The sequence below is a fragment of the Vibrio sp. 10N.222.55.A1 genome, from assembly GCF_041473835.1.
GTDB lineage: Bacteria > Pseudomonadota > Gammaproteobacteria > Enterobacterales > Vibrionaceae > Vibrio > Vibrio crassostreae_C.
On record NZ_JBFRSX010000137.1, the window covers coordinates 1 to 360 of the forward strand.

Annotated in this window: 1 protein-coding gene; it reads left to right on the top strand. The window is 47.5% G+C overall.

The genetic code is table 11. The annotated features are described in order from the left end of the window. A partial coding sequence (locus tag AB4493_RS22125) for a VCBS domain-containing protein (RefSeq protein ID WP_372155826.1) occupies positions 1–360 on the top strand: 360 nt, incomplete at both ends.

The window sequence follows — 360 nt, forward strand, 5'->3', positions numbered from 1 at the left end:
AAGCGGTAACGACATCAGGAACATTGACTAGTACCGATGTTGATAATCCAGACAATACGTTCACGCCGGATTCGATTTCAGGTACCAATGGCGACCTGACTATTGATGCCAGTGGACATTGGGTGTTCACCGCCAACAGTGCGTTTAATCAATTGAACGTCGGCGATAAAGTCGAAGAGACCTTCACTGTATCGTCTATTGATGGCACAACGTCAACGGTCAAAGTGACGATTAACGGCACTAACGACGCCGCTACTGTCAGTAGCGCGACCGTTGCCATCGATGAAACCGACAAAGCAGTAACGACTTCAGGAACATTGACCAGTACCGACGTGGATAATCAAGATAATGCGTTTACAC